This window comes from Halobacillus amylolyticus, assembly GCF_022921115.1.
GTDB lineage: Bacteria > Bacillota > Bacilli > Bacillales > Halobacillaceae > Halobacillus_A > Halobacillus_A amylolyticus.
In genome coordinates, this window is sequence record NZ_CP095075.1 from 2,420,543 (window position 1) to 2,437,454 (window position 16,912).

The 16,912-nt window shown below is 40.8% G+C and carries 20 protein-coding genes, 1 CRISPR repeat array and 1 riboswitch; of the genes, 7 read left to right on the forward strand and 13 right to left on the reverse strand.

Annotated features, from left to right (window positions below):
• Positions 1–14 precede the first annotated feature (14 nt).
• The 5 genes from MUO15_RS12450 to MUO15_RS12470 form a co-directional block, all read right to left on the reverse strand.
• Positions 15–1,523, reverse strand: coding sequence for a lysoplasmalogenase (locus MUO15_RS12450; RefSeq protein WP_245029592.1), 1,509 nt, complete (start codon positions 1,521–1,523; stop codon positions 15–17).
• Entirely contained in the window at positions 1,475–1,984 is a 510-nt protein-coding gene (locus tag MUO15_RS12455) for a hypothetical protein (protein ID WP_245029593.1), read from the reverse strand. The genes MUO15_RS12450 and MUO15_RS12455 overlap by 49 nt, the downstream gene beginning before the upstream one ends.
• Entirely contained in the window at positions 1,959–2,858 is a 900-nt protein-coding gene (locus MUO15_RS12460; protein ID WP_245029594.1) for an ABC transporter ATP-binding protein, read from the reverse strand. The genes MUO15_RS12455 and MUO15_RS12460 overlap by 26 nt, the downstream gene beginning before the upstream one ends.
• On the reverse strand, positions 2,851–3,228 hold the full coding sequence (locus MUO15_RS12465; protein WP_245029595.1) for a GntR family transcriptional regulator: 378 nt from the start codon (positions 3,226–3,228) through the stop codon (positions 2,851–2,853). Before MUO15_RS12465 ends, MUO15_RS12460 begins: the two co-directional genes overlap by 8 nt.
• 356 nt (positions 3,229–3,584) lie before the next feature.
• Entirely contained in the window at positions 3,585–4,187 is a 603-nt protein-coding gene (locus MUO15_RS12470) for a flavin reductase family protein (RefSeq protein WP_245029597.1), read from the reverse strand.
• Between the two features lie 181 nt (positions 4,188–4,368).
• On the opposite strand from MUO15_RS12470, the gene MUO15_RS12475 reads away from it, so the two are divergent.
• Both MUO15_RS12475 and MUO15_RS12480 read left to right on the forward strand, forming a co-directional pair.
• Positions 4,369–5,778: an alanine/glycine:cation symporter family protein gene (locus tag MUO15_RS12475; protein WP_245029599.1), complete on the forward strand. Its 1,410-nt coding sequence runs from the start codon at positions 4,369–4,371 to the stop codon at positions 5,776–5,778.
• A gap of 196 nt (positions 5,779–5,974) precedes the next feature.
• Positions 5,975–6,556, forward strand: coding sequence for a CDP-alcohol phosphatidyltransferase family protein (locus tag MUO15_RS12480; protein ID WP_245029601.1), 582 nt, complete (start codon positions 5,975–5,977; stop codon positions 6,554–6,556).
• Positions 6,557–6,619: 63 nt separating this feature from the next.
• On the opposite strand, the gene MUO15_RS12485 is transcribed toward MUO15_RS12480, so the two are convergent.
• Positions 6,620–6,769 (reverse strand): hypothetical protein, encoded by a 150-nt coding sequence (locus MUO15_RS12485; protein ID WP_245029603.1) that lies wholly within the window; start codon positions 6,767–6,769, stop codon positions 6,620–6,622.
• Positions 6,770–7,019: 250 nt separating this feature from the next.
• Here MUO15_RS12485 and MUO15_RS12490 point away from each other — a divergent pair, with 250 nt between their 5' ends.
• The 3 genes from MUO15_RS12490 to MUO15_RS12500 all read left to right on the forward strand — a co-directional run bounded on the left by MUO15_RS12490 (position 7,020) and on the right by MUO15_RS12500 (position 9,464).
• Complete coding sequence (locus tag MUO15_RS12490) at positions 7,020–7,373, forward strand: hypothetical protein (protein WP_245029605.1); 354 nt, start codon at positions 7,020–7,022, stop codon at positions 7,371–7,373.
• A gap of 68 nt (positions 7,374–7,441) precedes the next feature.
• Positions 7,442–8,620 (forward strand): IS256 family transposase, encoded by a 1,179-nt coding sequence (locus MUO15_RS12495; RefSeq protein ID WP_245029549.1) that lies wholly within the window; start codon positions 7,442–7,444, stop codon positions 8,618–8,620.
• A gap of 22 nt (positions 8,621–8,642) precedes the next feature.
• Positions 8,643–9,464, forward strand: a complete 822-nt coding sequence (locus MUO15_RS12500) for a glycoside hydrolase domain-containing protein (RefSeq protein ID WP_245029607.1) — start codon at positions 8,643–8,645, stop codon at positions 9,462–9,464.
• Positions 9,465–9,544: 80 nt separating this feature from the next.
• On the opposite strand, the gene thiS is transcribed toward MUO15_RS12500, so the two are convergent.
• From thiS to MUO15_RS12525, 5 genes are all read right to left on the reverse strand, one after another.
• A complete protein-coding gene (gene thiS / locus MUO15_RS12505; protein WP_245029609.1) occupies positions 9,545–9,748 on the reverse strand; it encodes a sulfur carrier protein ThiS in 204 nt (67 codons plus the stop codon).
• Positions 9,748–10,332: a thiamine phosphate synthase gene (locus MUO15_RS12510; RefSeq protein WP_245029611.1), complete on the reverse strand. Its 585-nt coding sequence runs from the start codon at positions 10,330–10,332 to the stop codon at positions 9,748–9,750. The genes thiS and MUO15_RS12510 overlap by 1 nt, the downstream gene beginning before the upstream one ends.
• Positions 10,333–10,345: 13 nt before the next feature.
• Entirely contained in the window at positions 10,346–11,449 is a 1,104-nt protein-coding gene (thiH, locus tag MUO15_RS12515; protein WP_245029613.1) for a 2-iminoacetate synthase ThiH, read from the reverse strand.
• Positions 11,436–12,233 (reverse strand): thiazole synthase, encoded by a 798-nt coding sequence (locus MUO15_RS12520; RefSeq protein ID WP_245029615.1) that lies wholly within the window; start codon positions 12,231–12,233, stop codon positions 11,436–11,438. The genes thiH and MUO15_RS12520 overlap by 14 nt, the downstream gene beginning before the upstream one ends.
• A gap of 88 nt (positions 12,234–12,321) precedes the next feature.
• Positions 12,322–12,425: riboswitch (TPP riboswitch) on the reverse strand.
• A gap of 72 nt (positions 12,426–12,497) precedes the next feature.
• On the reverse strand, positions 12,498–13,208 hold the full coding sequence (locus MUO15_RS12525) for an SDR family NAD(P)-dependent oxidoreductase (RefSeq protein ID WP_318036156.1): 711 nt from the start codon (positions 13,206–13,208) through the stop codon (positions 12,498–12,500).
• A 211-nt stretch (positions 13,209–13,419) separates the two neighbouring features.
• Here MUO15_RS12525 and MUO15_RS12530 point away from each other — a divergent pair, with 211 nt between their 5' ends.
• Positions 13,420–13,830 (forward strand): RDD family protein, encoded by a 411-nt coding sequence (locus MUO15_RS12530; protein WP_245029617.1) that lies wholly within the window; start codon positions 13,420–13,422, stop codon positions 13,828–13,830.
• A 51-nt stretch (positions 13,831–13,881) separates the two neighbouring features.
• Here MUO15_RS12530 and MUO15_RS12535 read toward each other — a convergent pair whose 3' ends face one another.
• Positions 13,882–14,460, reverse strand: coding sequence for a cell wall hydrolase (locus tag MUO15_RS12535; RefSeq protein ID WP_245029619.1), 579 nt, complete (start codon positions 14,458–14,460; stop codon positions 13,882–13,884).
• Between the two features lie 158 nt (positions 14,461–14,618).
• Positions 14,619–14,942, reverse strand: coding sequence for an EamA family transporter (locus MUO15_RS12540; protein WP_256464127.1), 324 nt, complete (start codon positions 14,940–14,942; stop codon positions 14,619–14,621).
• A 344-nt stretch (positions 14,943–15,286) separates the two neighbouring features.
• On the opposite strand from MUO15_RS12540, the gene MUO15_RS12545 reads away from it, so the two are divergent.
• Positions 15,287–15,817 (forward strand): YceI family protein, encoded by a 531-nt coding sequence (locus MUO15_RS12545; protein WP_245029623.1) that lies wholly within the window; start codon positions 15,287–15,289, stop codon positions 15,815–15,817.
• Positions 15,818–16,084: 267 nt separating this feature from the next.
• Positions 16,085–16,845: a CRISPR direct-repeat array (repeat unit 36 nt; unit sequence GCCATAATTCCCCTGTAAACTTTGGTATGATACGAT).
• Positions 16,846–16,912: the final 67 nt, after the last annotated feature.

The following is a 16,912-nucleotide window of genomic DNA, read 5'->3' on the forward strand; positions in this document are numbered from 1 at the left end:
CCTCTCCTTGAAAGTTATTTAAAATGGTCTGTCATCCAATTTGGAGCTTTATCTGCTTCCAATGTGGTGACCCTTGAAATTTCTTCCCCATCGAAATAAAAACCGACTAGATAGGTTCCTCCTGAAGACTCGCTGGCAGTTGAAATAGTCTCCGCGATCTTTTTCTTATCCGTTATTTCTAAACCTTTTTCGCGAATGATCGTTTGATACAAATCTTCCTCAGGTTTAAGCCCTTGATTCGTTTTAATAATTTCTATTTTGTGCACATCTTTTGCCTGGATAAACACTTGATCATACAACCCTTCGTCTTTTAACCATTGATTAAAATGGGTATAGCTTAAGGGAAGTTCAGCATGGTAAAACTCATGTCCAGCCATAACCTCAAAATTTGCTGCAAGCCCCCTCGGTTCGCTCATACTCCGAAACGTTTGACTTACTATATCCTTCTCCATAAGATTGAGAGCTTTCTTTATTTTTTCAGAATCGATTATTTGTACAGAACCTCCCCGTGAGGCAGAGGAATGGAGAGTAATTCGGTCGACTTTGGATGCCTCTACGTGCACTACATCACTCGCAAGTAATTTATACTCCTCGCTGTTATATACCTCCTCTATATATGGAATCTTTAGTTGATCCACTTGGTATTCACGAAATACCTTCTCACCATCGTTAAGTTCATAAGCTAAGAAGATTGATTGATTGCGGTTATCTTTTTCCATAGGTTCTGCTTTATCTATTAACCTCTTGTGCATCTCACGTACAGCTTCAACGTTCCCCGACTTATTGATAAAGGGAGCTTCTAGTTCAAGTTTCCTTTGGTAATCATGAAAGCTGGAACCAATGTACACATTTTTAACATCAGCCTTTTCTGGTACAGCTGATTCATATCCGCTAGCTGCAATAGGTATCGCTAAAATGAGCACGACCATCACTGCTGCATAAACTCCCATACCTTTGGGCTGCTTTACACTGAACACCCTCCAAGTTTTTTGCAGGAGCATATCAGAGATCACGAAACCGATGACCGCACCGATTGTATATCCTATATACAACCAATAATAACTAAGTTGAGAACTGCCAAAATATGCGCCTCCAAGCAGCATGAATGAAAAGGTCACACCATATTTAAAAACTGGTTTAAGCAGGTGAACAGCAAGGGCCTGGGAACCGTTCTCTAAATTACGATATTTATAGATGAATAGAGCAGCAATGTATAATAAGACAGCCATTCCTAGATAAATAAACAGACCTGTAAACGCGACAGGCAAATTTCCCTCGTCCCTATTTATCATAGCTGGCTGGTACATCAGTAGCTCAACTACTGGGGAAAACCTTTCAATTGCTTGGGCTGTCACCATTTCATCTGAGAACCCTCTCACAAAAAGCTCTAAGTTAAAAGAAATCAGCACGTAAATACCAGCGGGAAACAGCAATAAAATGTAAGTTAGTACACCTTGTACAGCCGACAATCCAGTTAATGAACCAACGAAGATACTTGTAACAAATAGAAAGGTCGAAAACACCGAAAAGACAACCATCCAGTAACTAAGACCCCGAGCGTGTAGTAATTTCCCACATCCCAGATAAAAGACGTGATCAATAGAATCAAACCTATTATTAAAATAGGGAGAAGTAAAAGGAGAATTCCTGAGAACATGTGATGGTTAAACAAGGAGCTTCTCTTAATCGGCAGACTATGAATAAAGTCACCCGCTCCTCTTACATGCACATACCTAAATAAAAAGATGGCCATCAGTACAGGTATGATTAATAACAGAATCAACTGAATACCATATAAAAACAATGGATCAAATAAGCCATTCTCCAAGTAAGTTTCCCTACTGTTTGGGCTGCTCATATCCATCATTAACTGGAGCGGCAAGATGAAAACTAGACCCGCAAAGTAAACTAAACTGACCCATCCTACATTTCTGAGATCTTGTTTAAAGATCTCCCTTTTAAACGATGATGTTTTCGATGGCATACCCTGCATCCCCCATTTCATAGATAAATATCTCTTCTAATGTTAAAGGCAGACGATCGTACAAAATAGGTGAATACCTTTCAACCGTTTTATTAATCATCTCTTCTTGTCCCCTAACTATGAGGAGATGGACACTTCCGCGCTTCTCTTGATACAAAATATCCAGTCTCCTTTGAAGCGGCCCTATAGCGGTATTTCCAAATGCCACTTGGATTTTGTGTATATCTGTTTTCAAATCATCCAGTTCTCTCTCAAGTAACACTTCGCCATTATGTAAGATTCCAATATGATCACATATATCTTCCACCTCACGCAGGTTGTGTGAAGAAATAAGCACCGTCATTTCGCGCTCAGCCACGTCCTGGATGATTAAACTTTTAATTTTTCTTCTCATTACAGCGTCCAGTCCATCAAATGGTTCATCCAAGATTAAGACATCAGGCATCGCTGACAACGACAACCAAAATGTTACCTGCCTTTGCATCCCTTTAGAAAATTGATGCACTTTTTTATTTTCATTCAAATTAAACACGTTCTTCAGCTTTTGATAACGTTCCTCATTCCAATTTGAGTACATTTCCCGGTAGTACCTTGAAAGCTGTTTTACAGTATATTGCGGAAAGAAATAAGGGGTATCCGGGATAAAAACGAGTCTATGTTTGACAGATACATTCTCAAAAATCTCTTCACCGAAAACATGGATGGATCCCGCCCCTCGCTTTAAGATTCCACTGATCAAGCGCATAACTGTTGTTTTTCCTGCACCATTCGATCCTAACAGTCCGTAAATCGATCCCTTTTCCACATGAAAACTCACATCATTTACGACCGTTTCTTTTTCAAATGACTTCGTAATATTCTTTACTTCAATCATGCGGAGTTCCCCCTTTCACTTCATCAATTAATTCGACTATTTCTTGTGCAGTCATCCCAATGTACATGGCTTCTGCAAAAAGTTTCCTTAATTCCAATCGTACTTCGGCCAACTTTTCTTTATCCCTAGATGGAGAAGCAGGGTTAACAAAACTCCCCTTCCCTTTCACAGAATAGGTGTATCCCTGTGCTTCGAGCTCACGATAAGCCTTTTGAATGGTATTCGGATTGATCGTCAATTGCTGAGCGAGTTCACGAACAGACGGAAGTTTCTCATCCTGCTGTAAGACATCATTAATAATCAGATGTTTGAGCTTCTCAACAAGCTGTTCATAGATGGGAATGCGGCTCCTTATATCTAACTCAAACATAAATACACCTCCAGGAGACATAACTGTATTAACCGTATTAGTATGTGTAGTACAGTAATAGTATATAGAACTGTCTGGCGTTTGAGAAGTACTTTTTTTATTAAAATGATAAGAGGCATCAGCATGTAGGAAGATTCGTGTTTAGGAAGAAACTTCTTGCTTTTGGGGAGAATCTTTTTGAATTTAGACAGAATCCATCTGGTTTTCGTCAGAATCATCACCAGACTTTGGTAGAATCCTTTTAATTTTGGTCAGAATCCCACCCGGTTTAGGAAGAATCCTTTTTCACATAGTCTCGGGAAGTTCTTATATACACAAAAAGCACTTGATCCTCTTAAGATTCAAGTGCTTTTAGATTACTTTGATTTCGGCAGCTTATCATTTGGCAGCCTATAAAATTCCTTAACATACGTGTAATCACCAGCCATACGTCCAACAGGAGCCAGCTTGTGAGGATCAACCTTATCTGTTTCAGTATAGATATCTTCTTGAATATGGTAGCAAACCACTTTTCCAAGAATAAGATGATTCGTTCCAATCTCGATAATCCGATCAAGCTCACACTCCATGCTTACCGGTGCTTCCTTAACTCTTGGCGGCTGAATGCTCGTACTGTTCGCCGCCTTTAAGCCAGCGACTTTAAACTCATCTTCGTCTGCTTCAAATGTTTTACTGCTTTCATACATTTGATTAGCGAGAGTTTCGGAAACGATATTGACGACGAATTGCCCTGTTTCTCTAACATTCGTTAAGGTATCCTTCGCGCGTCCTTCTGATCCTACTGAAAAACATAAGGTAATAGGGTCCATTGAAGCGACAGTGAAGAAACTGAATGGGGCCAAGTTACGTATTCCTTGATTAGAAAGACTAGAAACCCATGCAATCGGTCTTGGCACAACCGCTCCCTTAATAAGTTTGCTCATATTATGTTCATGAAACTCATCCCTTTGAATAATCATACACAACCCCCTAACACCTAAATCATAACACACCCAAATAATCCCACCTCAGGTCATCCATATTATGGATGACCTGAGGTGGGATTATTTCCTTGTTCCGACAGAAAATTCGCAAAGTTAGTTTAATTTATGTAGAATCGGGAATATGAGGTTATACCATTTTTAGAGAGGAGCCAATTTTTTGGGTGAAATTTGGAGTTTTATTGAGACAGCAGTAGCAAGTGCATCAGGATTTTTATGGACTTACCTTCTTTCCATTCTTCTTATTATCGGAGGACTTTTCCTCACGTTTCGATTAAAGTTTTTCCAATTCCGCCATTTTGGTCATGTGCTGCACCAAACAGTCGGACAAATCTTCAAGAAAAACAAGCACCCCGGCACTATTTCTCCTTTTCAGGCATTTACTTCAGCCTTGGCTTCAACTGCAGGTGCAACAAATATTGTTGGTGTGCCTCTAGCTATTGCATTAGGTGGACCTGGCGCTCTGTTTTGGATGTGGGTCGTTGCTCTAATTGGAATGGCAACAAAATATTCAGAAATTATACTTGGAATGAAATACCGGGAAAAGAATAAGGAAAACGTTTGGGTCGGAGGACCGCAATATTACATAAAAAAGGCGCTGGGATGGAAATGGGTTGCTTCCGCTTTTGCCTTTTTACTCATGATTGAATTAATCCCAAGTGTTATGGTGCAATCCAACTCAATCGCTACACAAACGGAAGGCGCTTTTGGCTGGCCTGTCTATTTAACAGGGATTATCGTATGTGCCATGATTGCAATCGTTGTGTTTGGCGGGATTAAACGGATTGCTAAAGTAACGGATAAAATCGTACCATTTATGGTACTTATTTATGTAGGTGTAGGGCTATTTGTTATTTTTGTAAATATTGAAGAAATTCCAGGTGTATTCGCCTTGATCTTTACACACGCCTTTACCCCTATTTCTGCTGCCGGAGGGTTTGCCGGTGCCGGAATTGCACAAGCCATTCGCTTTGGTGTTGCTCGCGGACTTTATTCTAATGAAGCTGGAATTGGTACAGCGCCCATCGCCCACTCCGCAGCACAAACCGACCACCCTTCCAAACAAGGCATGTGGGGGATCTTCAGTGTTTTTATTGATACAATTGTAATCTGTACAATATCAGGACTTGTTGTTTTAGTTACAGGCGCCTGGAAAGAAGTTAATGCAGAAAATTCCTCTAATATGATTAATGTCGCTTTTGGAAGTGTGTTAGGTGACGCATTTAGTGGAATCTTTGTGGCAATCTTCCTGTTGTTCTTCATTATCACAACAGTTGGTGTTCTAGTATTTTACGGGGAAAAACAAGCAGAATACCTGTTTAGCCTGAAGGGTGCAAAAGTTATGAGGGTCGTTTATATTATAGCGGCTTTTATCGGGGCTCTTGGTGGCCTTAAGTTCATTTGGCAGTTCCTTGACCTTCTTCTTGCATTTGTGGTCATAGCAAACATTATCCCGATGCTCTTCTTGCACAAAGAAATTGCTGCCATTAACGATGACTATGTCAACCGAGTATTTAAGAAAAGGACAAAAGAGAAAAAGGTACAGCTGTTCGTAGAAGAGAATGAATAACGAAGAAAAAGCTGCTTTCCCCACAGGAAGCAGCTTTTCTTTATGGAATCACCCATATCCTTCCACCTCAGGTCCTCCATAATATGGATGACCTGAGGTGGAAGGATTCCCCATGAACATGGGTTTTCCGTTCTTTCCTTGATATAATAGAGGGACCACTTCATTAGGTTATCCATAAAAGGTTTGGGGTGAATTTATGTTAGACACACATGCACGAAAATTTGTACAGCCTCCCATAGATAAAGCTGCCTTCTGGTTGTTAAAAAAGGGGCGAACGGCCAATCAAGTTACTATCCTTGCCTTCTTAATAGGAATCTCCACAAGCATCTTATATGTATTAGGTTTACCGATTATCGCCGTTATTTTCCTATGGCTATCTGGATTTTTGGATGCTGTAGACGGCACAATGGCAAGACACACGAAAACCTCTCCATTTGGCACAGTCATGGATATTACTTTTGACCGTATCGTAGAAGTCTCCATGGTTGTGGCCCTTGCCTACGTTCATCCTGAAGTGATGTGGCCGCTATTGCTCCTTAGTGTATCCATCGTAATATCGATGACCGTTTTCTTAGTGGTTGGAAACGTGTCTGAAAAATCCGGGGTTAAATCGTTTTACTACCAAGCAGGCTTCGCGGAACGGTCGGAAGGATTTATCTTGTTCAGTATCATGTTATTATTTCCAAGCATTTTATATTGGTCGACACTGACATTCTTCGCTGTTGAGTTGTTTACCGGAGTACAACGTTTTCTTGAAGCAAAAAAAATCTTAAAATAGACCTCAACTATAAAAAAGAGGTCTATTTTATTTTTCTAAAACATACGCACATCATACTGCATATTAATCTTGCTCTCTGTTAAGATACTCGTTCGGTTCTTCTCCATTTTTATCATTGTGGTTTTTAAATTGGCTAAGCCGACCATCTCGATGTTCTCCATGGTTCCTATTTTCTTTAAATTGATTGTCCACTTTCTTGTCTTTGTTCTCCATTATTTTGACTCCTTCCTAGTTGGCAGATTTGTATTAGCTTTTGAACTTTGTTTTCTTTTATTCATATGAACCAAATCCATACCAAAAAACGTCAAAAGCACTCAAGTATGCATTTGACGTTTTTTCTTTATCAAAATGGGATCAGCGCGAAATAACCATTGATTTCTCCACTATAGTCCAGTTCCATGCCAAGTCCTCACTACTATATACCTGGTTTCATAAAATGTGATGAGTGAGAGGGAGGGTTTTTGTGAGCAATAAAAAACTGTTTCCATTAGTGATAACAGCAATCACGGCTGTTATTTTTTCTATATCTATATGCTTCCTTATTGGTTCAGGTACTAGCGGATTAAATGGGCAGCAGGATGATTCAGCGGAAAGTGAAAACGCAAGCTCCGATAGCGATATTAGCAATAATGTACAAAATAACGTAAATGGTGAGCATGCAGATGTGAGCAATTCGATTGATAATCATCTAGATGACAGTAATAACAACCAACTAGAGAATAATATAACGAATAATATAAATGTTAATGTAGGTATAAATGTCACAAACAATAGAGAGTGTAAAATATTTTGTGTAAATAGAATTCTTTCCAAATAGAAAAAGGAAGACCTTTTCTTGTAGAATTAAGTCACCACAACCAATCCAAAGAAAAGAGGTCTTCCCTTATGGATCATTTTACATCAGATATTATACAAGCTCTAGTGAAAAAAGAGGATATATCGGAAATCTTTCGCAGCCACCTGGAAAGCGCGGTGAATACGCTGCTTCAAACGGAATTGACAGCCTTCTTAGACTACGAAAAGTATGATCGTCTAGGCTTTCATACCGGAAACTCTCGCAACGGCTCTTATTCCCGTACCTTAAAAACCGAGTATGGTGAGCTTGAGATCTCCATCCCTCGTGATCGAAATGGAGAGTTCAAACAACAAACAGTGGCTCCTTATAAGCGCACCAACGATACCCTGGAGTCCTTCGTCATACATATGTTCCAAAAGGGTGTCACCATGTCCGAAGTATCCAATTTGATTGAACGAATGTATGGCCACCATTATACGCCCCAAACGATTTCAAACATGACCAAAGCGATCGGCGAAGAAGTAGAAGCATTTCGCCAACGAACTTTATCCAAGCGTTACGTATGCGTTTATTTAGATGCGACCTTTCTTCCCGTCAAGCGAGATACCGTATCCAAGGAAGCTGTCTATATTGCCGTTGGAATTCGGGAAGACGGATCTAAAGAGGTGCTCGCTTACACGATTGCTCCAACCGAATCTGCGTACGTTTGGAAAGAGTTAATTGAGGATATTCAAGCTCGTGGTGTTGAGGAGGTGCTCCTTTTTATTTCGGATGGATTAAAAGGGATCAAAGAAAGCATTTATTCGGTGTTCCCCAAGGCCAAGTACCAAACCTGTTTCGTCCATGTTTCCCGTAATATCGCCCATAAAGTCCGTGTTTCAGATCGAAAAGAAATATGTGAAGACCTGAAGACCCTTTACCGTGCGGATAATAAAGAGAAGGCTGAGGAAGCGATGGAAGCATTTATAGAGAAGTGGAAGAAATCATATGCGAAGGTCACTCAATCCCTTAGCGATAACCAGGATCTTTTCACGTTTTATGACTTCCCCAAGTCCATTCGAAAGAGTATCTACTCCACCAATTTAATCGAGTCCTTCAATAAGAAGATCAAGAAATACAGCAAGCGCAAAGAGCAGTTCCCCAATGAAGAATCACTGGACCGATTTCTCGTCACTCAGTTCGAAGAATACAACCAGCGTTTCGCAACACGTTGCCACATTGGTTTTGATCAAGCAAGGTCTGAAATAGCAGAAATGTTTAACGAGTAACAGCAGCTACAAGAAGAGGTATATGGTTATTTACACAAAATTATTGACAGTCCCAAACAATATTGCTAATAACGTAAATGGGCATAAACAAGATTCTAATAACAATGACAATGAAGGGGATAATAATCAAAGTAATAATCAAGACAATAACACAGATAATACCAATGGGAATAATAACAATGAATCCAGTGGAAATGAACTTGTTTGGGGTGTCGACTCAGCAAGTCTTACTACTGACAATTTGCTGGCCTGTGTTCAAGAAAACTATGGTACACCTGAAATATGGGGACGTTATCTAGGTGATAAGGAAGGCGTTTCCACAGGAATAACACCTGAAGAAGTAGATCTACTCCATTCAAACGATATAAAAATCCTTGTCATATGGAACCACTTTACTGACGCAACAGGTTTTGAAAACGGACAGAATGTAGCTAGAGAAGCTATTCAGAAAGCTCAAGAAGATGGGGTACCCGAGGGAGTTGCCCTCTTTGCCGATATAGAACCAACTTACCCAGTAGATTCCGATTTCATTAGAGGCTGGTACCAGGTTATGAGTGAATCTGAATACAACCCTGGTATTTACGGCTCATTTGATTCTGATACACCACTATATCAGGCTTTCCAGCAAGCATCTGAAACGAATGCCGAAATCAAGGAGAACACGTACATTTGGACAGCTGTACCAAAAGTGGGGATCACCACGGAGGCAAATGCTCCAGATTACCAGCCATCTGCGCCGGAAGATGGATTAATAGCCGGTTGGCAGTATGGGATCGAGGCCCAAACGTGTAATATCGATACAAACCTGTTCAACAGTAACGTATTAGATGGTGTATTATGGTGAAATGTAACTAGATAAAGAGTAAGGGGGAGATCTCAAAAGGAAATCTCCCCCTTTTTTAATGGAGTGTACAGGAATTGAACTTAACCGCCCCCGACAAAATGGACCAATTCAATTTGGTCCCCTTTTTGTAAATGAACATCAGGGTACTGATTACGTTGAATAATGGTTTGGTTGTACTCAACAATGACCATTTGACTATCCAATTTGTAAAAATCTAAGAGATCTGTCACCGTCACAACTTTTTCAGGACAATCTAAGGGTTCTCCATTTAGTTGTATGGTCATCATGAACACCACCCTTTCTTATAAGACTGATACTGCTTCACGACATCGTCTGCATCTAACAAACCGGATATGACTGCAATCCCTGTTGCCCCCGCTTTTCTTATGTCTAAAGCATGTTCCGGGTTAATCCCGCCTATTGCAATAACCGGCAACGTAACCGAATCAGTCAGCTCAACTAACCCTTTCAACCCCTGTGGCTCCTTACCCGGTTTTGAGGATGTCGAGTAAATGTGGCCGAACATAACGTAATCCGCCCCTTCCTTTTCTGCTTGTTGAGCTTCGTTAATGGAATGCACGGACTTTCCAATTCGTAAAGAAGGAAAACAATAACGCACATCGCTTATTCTTAAGCTTTGACTCGAGAGCTGCCCACCTCCAGCACCGAAACAATGAGCTATATCCATACGGTCATTTACCACAATCCGTTCAGGTGCTGTGCCTCGGTCTCGCATCTCGAAAATTCCCAGTGAAATTTCTCTTGCAGTCTTCTGTTTTTCCCTTATATGGAAAAAGGCATCCTCGTCATGAAGCGGAGCAATTTTGTCAGCAAACTGCTTGATCGGCCATCTACCGTTGGAGATCACATGAAATTCCATTTTAAACGATTTGCCAATCTTTCATAACTGGTTGATAGCCTTTTTCATGAAGCAATTGGCGAATCTTCTTTACTGAACGTTCATCAGAAATTTCAAATTGGCTTTGTGTATTTTCCAGTTGGGCATAGCCGCCTACTTCAGTTGAGGAAGCGGCAGACATTTTCGTCACTCCAAGCGGGATCAGTTGATCACGTAATTGAGGAGTTTCACGAGTTGACAATATAATTCCTGCCCGTGGGAGGAATAACCTAAGGGCGAGCATAGCTTGAACCATATTTTGATCCGTTACATGAATTTCAGGTTGAAAACTTCCTGCATTCGGCTGTATTCTCGGAAACGAAACGCCAATTTCCGCATCTAAGTATTTGTCTTGGAGGTAACTTCCGTGTAAACCAGTGAGATAACTTTCTTTGCGCCAATCTTCAAGACCAAGCAAAGCTCCGATCGTAACAGATCTCATCCCAGCCTGACACCCTCGCTCAGGTGTATCCAAGCGATACTTGTAAAACCGCTTCGGTCCCTTCGTATGAAGATCACGATAAATTTTTTCGTCGTATGTTTCCTGAAAAACCGTCAGCGTATCAATTCCGCTCGCCACCAAGGCTTCATAATCCTCGAGGTCCATCGGCTGAACCTCGAGTCCTACTGATGAAAAATACTTTCTGAGAACCTTCATGATTTTTGTTAAGTAATCAACAGATGAATGCACACGGGATTCCCCCGAAAGGATGATAATTTGTTCAATTCCTTTCGTGGATATCGCCTGAGCTTCTTCCTCCACTTCTTCCATTGTTAAACGCCTTCTAGGAAAAACGTTCTCTACACTAAAGCTGCAATACTTACATGTGTTAACACAGTAATCGGAGACATAAAGCGGCTGAAATAGCTGCATGGTATAGCCAAAGTGCTGCACTGTGAGCTGGTGTGCCTTCTGAGCCATTTCTTCTATGTAACCTTCTGCAGCGGGCGACAATAGAGTGAAATAATCCTGATCAGTTAGAGAATCTTTTTGTAAAACTTTCTCGACATCCCTTGCCGTCACCTCATCAAATAATGAACTAAACGGCTGATCTTTCAACTTTTCATACACGTTATAGAAACTCATTATTAACCCCTCCTGTTGAAGTTAAAAATCCCGTTAGCGGTGAGGAGGCTTTTGCCTGAAAAGACGATTGCCCGGGTCCTGAAATGTAAGCCATTCTCCCTGCTCTAACCGCCATATCAAAAGCCTTCGCCATAGCCACAGGGTCCTTCGCTGTTGCAATCGCTGTATTCACAAGGACAGCATCCGAGCCCATTTCCATCGCTTCCGCTGCCTCAGAAGGTTTGCCAATCCCTGCATCTACGACAATGGGAACATCGATTTCATCAATCATAATCCGGATCATTTCCTTCATCCGAATACCCCGGTTCGAACCAATTGGAGATCCCAGCGGCATGATCGCTGCAGCCCCGGCCTCTTCCATGCGTTTCGCTGCCATTAAGTCAGGACTCATATAAGCCAGGACAACAAATCCTTCGTCTACCAAGATTTTCGTGGCTTTAATCGTCTCCTCATTATCGGGAAGAAGGTATTTTTGATCGGAAATGACCTCAATCTTGACCCAGTTTCCCATTCCGCTAGCCTTTCCAAGTCGTGCAATCCGCACCGCTTCTTCAGCCGTCCTCGCCCCTGAGGTATTCGGCATTAACGTTGCCTGCTTTGGAATATCATTAACGATATGCTTGCCAGACCCATCTAGATCCACCCGCCTAATCGCAACCGTAACAACCTGTGAATGAGACTGTTCAATCGCATCCCGCATTACACTATGGTCAGCAAATTTCCCTGTTCCTGTAAACAAACGACTTTCAAGCTCTATCCCCGCGATGACTAACGGATCTCTCATAACATCTCCCCCTCGTTAAGTTTCCATTAAAAAAAGCTCACCCGCGTTATGGGTGAGCTTCGATTTACCTTATGCAATACACGTTTACATTCAGCCTCGAAAGCTTCCCTACGCTGGTTCTAACCAAGTCAGGTTCAAAGGGTCGGAAATGTTTTCCTCTCAGCCACATGCATGGCACCCCTAGCTCTTTTCTTGTTCAATTATTGAAAACCTTTTCTTAAGGATAGCAAAACTCTTCCAGTTTGTGAACCAGTTTTTTCTTGTTCACCTCATCACACTTCCCCCAGAAATCTTCATAGACTCTCCAATGATATTCCCAGCTGTCTCAGATAATAAAAACACAATCGTATTCGCTACTTCTTCAGCAGTAGAAATCCGCCCCGAAGGAATCCCTTCTTCTGCAACCTTCAATTGCTCTTCAAAACTACGATTGTTCCGTTCGCCTTTGGAGCGAATCGACTCCCGCCCCATTTCTGTATCCACATAGCCAGGGCAAACTGCATTAACCCGAATATTGTGCTCAATCGCCTCAATTGCAAGCGACTGAGTAAACCCAGTCACCGCAAATTTCGAAGCACTATAGGCGATGTTCGCATGCGTCCCGCGCAAGCCTGATAAAGAGGATAGATTTACGATTGCCCCCTCGCTCTGAGGCTTCATCTTCTCATAAGCAAGCTGTGTCAGTAACACTGTAGAAAAATAGTTCAGCTCCATTACGTTACGAAGCTCGTCTTCCGTTAGATTGTCGAGTGTGCCTCCCCCGACCACCCCGGCTGAGTTGACAAGTCCAGTAATAGCTCCATTTGTCTGGATTGCCTCATCCACCAAATATCTCCGGCTTTCCTCGTCATTAAGTTCGGCGGTGTGAACATATACTTCTACAGAGTCATTCAACTTTTCACATTCCTTTTTAAGGTTGTTCAGCTTTTCCTCCCTTCGTCCCGTTATCGTTACGTTGGCTCCTGATCGCACCACAGCTTTTGTCGTTTCATAACCGATGCCCCGGTAGCTCCGGTAATTAGGATATGTCTGTCCTTAAGAGCTTCATTTGAAAAAATACTACTCATTCGATTTGACCTCCTTTTTATCTATGTCTTTCCATAACCTTTCTATTTATAACTGAAACCATTGCATACATTAACATGGCTACGTACAATAGTCTTATGTGACTAGAAAGGAAGATTTTATGTATCGTTCAGTAGGTTTTTGGAAACGTCTCGTAGCAGGTATTTTAGATTCTATTATTGTGATGCTCCCAATTTCCCTATTAGGAATGCTTTTATTTGGATGGGAGTTCGACAGCCCTTATTCTAACTGGATTACCCTCCCCTACTCTTTGTTCCTTCCAGTTTTATGGAAGGGGTATATTGTCGGTAAAAGAATTATGGGAATACGTATTATAAAGGTTAATGGGAATAACGTCGGAGTCGGAACGATGTTCATGCGTTTGATCGTAGGCGGACTCGTGTATGCCTTAACATTAGGAATTGGCCTCATTGTCAGTGCCTTTATGGTCGGAATCAGGGAAGACAACCGCTCTATTCATGACTTTATAGCTGGAACTTATGTTACAGAGGCAAAACCAGGCGAAGTATAAAATAAGGTAACAAAAAAAGCGAGCACATCAATGTGCTCGCTTTCTATAAAACTATCTTAGAAAAACATGATCGCCGATAACTGTTGTTACTTCTTGATCACTCAAAAACTCACTAGTCGCTTTATCAGGATTATAGAAAAACAGTGACTCACGATCATATCCCTGATAATCCAATGCCTCTTCAACAGCACGTTTAGATTCTTCACTTGCAGGCTGATTAATTGTACCATTCATTACAGGAGAGAACTGGTACCCATCATAAATCACACCATATATAGAATCAGGATACTTATCACTAGACACCCTGTTTAAAACAACCGTAGCGACCGCAACTTTACCAGCATAGCTTTCTCCTTTAGCTTCTGCTTCTACTAATCTAGCAAGCAGATCTTCTTCAGATTCACTAGGCAGAACAGGCAGTTCCAACTGCTCGTCTGGATAAATTTCATTCCTCTCCATGTTGTTCATTTCTTTAAGCTGCTGAACAGGAATTCCGTAATGATTGGCAATTTTATATAAAGACTCACCTTTTTGAACGGTATGAGTGCTGCTGTGTGCGAAAACTTGGCTTGTAAACGTCAATGAACAGGCGATTGCGACAGACACAATCATCATTCGTTTTACTATCATGATTTACCTCCTTGATGTTTAATCTTTTTACAAGGTAACACATGTATTTACAGGTTATCACTATTAATTATTTCCATTGTTTCCATGTAGGTGGGTAAATTGTTAGACCGACCAGCCTGCTCATTCATCCTTTCACTCATCACCTGAAGCTGAAACCCTTATCTTTCAGCCTTTTTTATGCCTCGCTGATTTGTGTTCAATGTTAATACTATAATTCCGAAAAGCAGTAATCCGATACCTATCCATGACACTCCTGACAAGCGTTCCCCAACGAGAAACACACCCAAGCTCCGCCAAAGCAAGGGTAACGGCTGTGATGAAGGCACAAACTTCAGCCCCTTAACGAACAGGTAATAGGCTACAGCTATCGTAAGGATACCAAGGTGAAGACTGACAGTGACCCCCTTCATACTTCCAAGCCATGAGAAATCAAACCAGAACAAAAACGGCAACAATAGTAAACCACTTAAAGTAAATACCACGTATTTATTAAAACCAAATTATAATTTAAAGGATGGCCTCTTTATAGGGGTCATTCTTTGTTATGGAAATGGACCTTATCCCAACTGTTAAGAGGTCGGCTAAAAGAAAGGTTTAAAAACATTGTACAGAAGGGAAAATAGAAGTATCAAATGCATTACTCGAATTGTTTTCACTAACATTTCAATAAATTTGATTCGAATTCGAGATATTTTTCTTGACGATGCTTGATCTGTATTGTAAAGTTACTTACATAAGGTAAGTGATTAGGGGTTATTTACTCCAACACAAAAAAAGAGAGAAATTAAGAAAATTGGTGTATCCAATAACACTAGGAGGAATAAAAATGGCAACATTAACATTAGACAAAGTACACAGCAGTTTGGCTTTTCAAATCAAGCATATGGTTGTAAGTAAAGCTAAAGGTGAATTCCAAGACTTCGATGTTGACTTCAACGGCGACCTTTCTGATCTTGAATCAGCAAGCCTTAAAGTAACAATCCCTGTAACATCTATTGATACAGGTAATGAAGACCGTGATGGTCATTTAAAAACTGGTGATTTCTTCGAAGCTGAGAAATATCCGAACATGGTTTTCCAAAGTAAATCCATTAAAAAAGTATCTGATGATGAATATGAAGTAACTGGTGATTTTACTATTAAAGGTGAGACAAATGAAGAAACATTTACTGTTGAGTATAACGGTACTTCTAAGAGTCCACTTGACGGAAGCACAGTTGCTGGATTCGCGGTTACTGGGAAAGTAAACCGTGAAGCTTATGGCATGACTTATAATGCAGCTGTTGAAACTGGCGGTATGCTTCTTGGTAAAGATGTTAAATTCGAAGGTGACTTTGAGTTTATTGTAGAAGACTAAACCATTTTAGACCCACCCATTACTTATAAAGGTATTGAGTGGGTTTGTTTTCTAAAGAGTTATTATCCTCCATTATAAAAACTTCCATATCACTATAGTAAGTGTCCGTCATTTCAGTTACTTACGATTCTTAGCGCAAGATTCAGTGTAATTATAGAAACCATCAAAGATAAAAATGAGATAATCAAGGGCAAGTGTCTACATCAGACCAATAACTCCTTTTCTTGCAATTATTGAATAAAGAGGGTACTGTCCTCGCATCTCCTTCCCATAATTCCCCTGTAAACTTTGGTATGATACGATTCCGTACAAGATGCGTGGTGTTATCCTTCTGCCATAATTCCCCTGTAAACTTTGGTATGATACGATGATTTTTTATGTACTTGATTTGGATTCCAAGCCATAATTCCCCTGTAAACTTTGGTATGATACGATTCCATACGGTGAGTTATAATGCCTAACTCGGCCATAATTCCCCTGTAAACTTTGGTATGATACGATATATTCTCCGCATTGTCGGACGTATGGCTGGCCATAATTCCCCTGTAAACTTTGGTATGATACGATTAACGGGGCTATCAAGTATATGAACCTAGTGCCATAATTCCCCTGTAAACTTTGGTATGATACGATCAAATCTGTTTTTTCGAGAGGGAAGTGACAGCCATAATTCCCCTGTAAACTTTGGTATGATACGATTGCACTTGGAAGGTACGGAAGGTATAACGGCCATAATTCCCCTGTAAACTTTGGTATGATACGATCCAAGCTATGTCGCATCGGTTTAAAGTGGTGCCATAATTCCCCTGTAAACTTTGGTATGATACGATATCACACCTTCTCGGATGAGGATCCGGAAGGCCATAATTCCCCTGTAAACTTTGGTATGATACGATCGTTAAACGATTGGAAAAGCAATCAGATGAGCCATAATTCCCCTGTAAACTTTGGTATGATACGATTTAGGGATCACATAGCCCATTGTTTCTTGAGCCATAATTCCCCTGTAAACTTTGGTATGATACGATACATGGCTTATAAACCCACTTATATCAGGGTTTTCAGAAGTTTCTTTTTCTAAAAAAAGAGCTAAGT

Excerpts from the sequence above, each read along its gene's own strand:
- MUO15_RS12545 (WP_245029623.1), top strand. The coding sequence starts at position 15,287 with ATGGCAACATTAACATTAGACAAAGTACACAGCAGTTTGGCTTTTCAA.
- MUO15_RS12530 (WP_245029617.1), top strand. The coding sequence starts at position 13,420 with ATGTATCGTTCAGTAGGTTTTTGGAAACGTCTCGTAGCAGGTATTTTA.
- thiS (WP_245029609.1), bottom strand. The coding sequence starts at position 9,748 with ATGACCATACAACTAAATGGAGAACCCTTAGATTGTCCTGAAAAAGTT.
- MUO15_RS12465 (WP_245029595.1), bottom strand. The coding sequence starts at position 3,228 with ATGTTTGAGTTAGATATAAGGAGCCGCATTCCCATCTATGAACAGCTT.
- MUO15_RS12455 (WP_245029593.1), bottom strand. The coding sequence starts at position 1,984 with ATGCCATCGAAAACATCATCGTTTAAAAGGGAGATCTTTAAACAAGAT.
- thiH (WP_245029613.1), bottom strand. The coding sequence starts at position 11,449 with ATGAGTTTCTATAACGTGTATGAAAAGTTGAAAGATCAGCCGTTTAGT.
- MUO15_RS12535 (WP_245029619.1), bottom strand. The coding sequence starts at position 14,460 with ATGATAGTAAAACGAATGATGATTGTGTCTGTCGCAATCGCCTGTTCA.
- MUO15_RS12460 (WP_245029594.1), bottom strand. The coding sequence starts at position 2,858 with ATGATTGAAGTAAAGAATATTACGAAGTCATTTGAAAAAGAAACGGTC.
- MUO15_RS12480 (WP_245029601.1), top strand. The coding sequence starts at position 5,975 with ATGTTAGACACACATGCACGAAAATTTGTACAGCCTCCCATAGATAAA.
- MUO15_RS12470 (WP_245029597.1), bottom strand. The coding sequence starts at position 4,187 with ATGATTATTCAAAGGGATGAGTTTCATGAACATAATATGAGCAAACTT.
- MUO15_RS12495 (WP_245029549.1), top strand. The coding sequence starts at position 7,442 with ATGGATCATTTTACATCAGATATTATACAAGCTCTAGTGAAAAAAGAG.
- MUO15_RS12500 (WP_245029607.1), top strand. The coding sequence starts at position 8,643 with ATGGTTATTTACACAAAATTATTGACAGTCCCAAACAATATTGCTAAT.
- MUO15_RS12485 (WP_245029603.1), bottom strand. The coding sequence starts at position 6,769 with ATGGAGAACAAAGACAAGAAAGTGGACAATCAATTTAAAGAAAATAGG.
- MUO15_RS12520 (WP_245029615.1), bottom strand. The coding sequence starts at position 12,233 with ATGAGAGATCCGTTAGTCATCGCGGGGATAGAGCTTGAAAGTCGTTTG.